Origin of the sequence: Methanospirillum sp. (assembly GCF_035406105.1) — an archaeon.
Taxonomy (GTDB): domain Archaea; phylum Halobacteriota; class Methanomicrobia; order Methanomicrobiales; family Methanospirillaceae; genus Methanospirillum.
The window spans coordinates 1-1,691 of record NZ_DAONKG010000338.1 but is presented as its reverse complement, the minus strand read 5'-3'; the positions used below and the strand labels follow the sequence as shown (position 1 = coordinate 1,691).

The window sequence follows — 1,691 nt, the reverse complement described above, 5'->3', positions numbered from 1 at the left end:
TCAGATCTCCGGTATTCGTGATCATTTGTGATATGTGTATGTGAAAAAACATAATAATCGAACAATATATTCCATATTACTCTATTGCTCATAGCACCCTTTTCTGACAGATGTTCCTCATTAATAATTTCACAATTCAAATGGTCTCTTTTGGAGAAAAAACCAATGAACAGATGGAAAAATCCTCCTGTTTTTTAAACCAATTGATACCGAGTAGTGTTCAACATAAAACCATAAGTTTTATACTTCTTATGAACAATAATTATAATCGTATGAATTATACTATTGTAATTTGTATTTTCATCACACTCATGGCAGGGGTGATGCCGGTGCTTGCCCATGAAAGCTGGGCAATTCCACAGACATCATGGGTGAATGAAGGTGATACGGCGTATTTCTTTGTGGGCAGCAGTCATCTGTTTGGAACGAGTGAAGAATTACCAGCCGGGTATATGATCCTTACCTTCAGGAATCAGGATGGCACGACCATTCAGAAGATATCGGATGATATCAATGGAACCCAGGATGGAAAGACCATGGGATATTACAAGGTTTTCGAGTTTCCGATAGAGAAAAACGGATTAAACATTCTGGATCTGTATCACACCGAAGGCACATGGACGCATATTATTACCAACCCCCCGGACACAGAGGGAGGAGAATGGATAAACAAACCGATAGATGAGATCGATTTTGAGACCATGAATACGACAGGCTGGGCAGATAACTGGTATATCGAGCGTTCCTATCCAAAGCATGTCTATTCAAAGACATTCATTGCCGGTCCGGATGCTGATTTTACCGTTGCAAACAAACCGCTCGGTCAGGAATGGGAGATTGTGCCGCTCAGTGATATCACCACCGCCGGAACCGGGCCGTTTGAAGTACAGGTTCTCTATAAAGGACAGCCATTTGAAGGGGCTGTTGTCAAAGCAGCGAAAGCTGGAACTCCTGAAGATGAAATTACCATCAATGAGACCACCAACGCTGAGGGAATAGCAGTCCTGAACCTTGATTCACGAGGCAACTGGGTGATTAAGTCAGATACCGGTACAGATTTACGGATTTGCAAAGAGATGGATATGCCCCGTGGGCCGGCATCGACAGAAAAGACCATCGTCGGACCGGTATACCGGTATGCTCTGGTGCTCGGTGATCAGTACATAAAACCAGAAGGAGAGTAATCATATGTAAGGGATCCAGCATCCCGATCCTTTCTTCATCGTTTTTTCCACACGTGTGATGATGTACACTCTGCAACGGTTGCCTGAAAACTCCCTACACAAGTGACCGTTCAATCAGGGTGGCAATAAGTGGTAATACATGCCTGTATATCTTCAGGGCAGCCGGGAAAGAGAGTTTCGTCTTTTGGATACGAGTTCCTCACGAATCGCTTCCGTATGTCAGACCAGGTATCAAATACACAACCAGAAACCTGAATATCCCTGGATTTCAGTCAGGAAACCTTATCATCAACCGGAGAAAACATATGCTGGTTCTATGATGAAATTGATTATTGGTTTATTCGGACTTCTCTGTTTACTGGGTTGTCTGGTCTGTGTCGGAACGGCAGGTACTGCATATAATTACGATGATTATTATGGGACCTGGGGAACGAAACTGAAAACAGACTTTAATTTAAACTCCTCTATTGATTCCCAGCCGAAGTTTGATCCAAACACCGGTTTTCT

2 protein-coding genes are annotated in these 1,691 nt (G+C 43.1%); both read left to right on the top strand.

All coding sequences use genetic code 11. The features are described from left to right. Nucleotides 1-251 precede the first annotated feature (251 nt). Nucleotides 252-1,184 carry a DUF4198 domain-containing protein gene (locus PLA23_RS13235; protein ID WP_324475510.1) on the top strand — a complete coding sequence of 311 codons (933 nt, stop codon included), beginning with the start codon at nucleotides 252-254 and terminating at the stop codon, nucleotides 1,182-1,184. Between the two features lie 316 nt (nucleotides 1,185-1,500). Further along, the coding region (locus tag PLA23_RS13230) for a hypothetical protein (protein ID WP_324475509.1) at nucleotides 1,501-1,691 on the top strand (191 nt) is incomplete at its 3' end.

What these genes read in the sequence shown, in the direction of transcription:
- PLA23_RS13235 (WP_324475510.1), top strand. Translation starts at nt 252, where the DNA reads ATGAACAATAATTATAATCGTATGAATTATACTATTGTAATTTGTATT.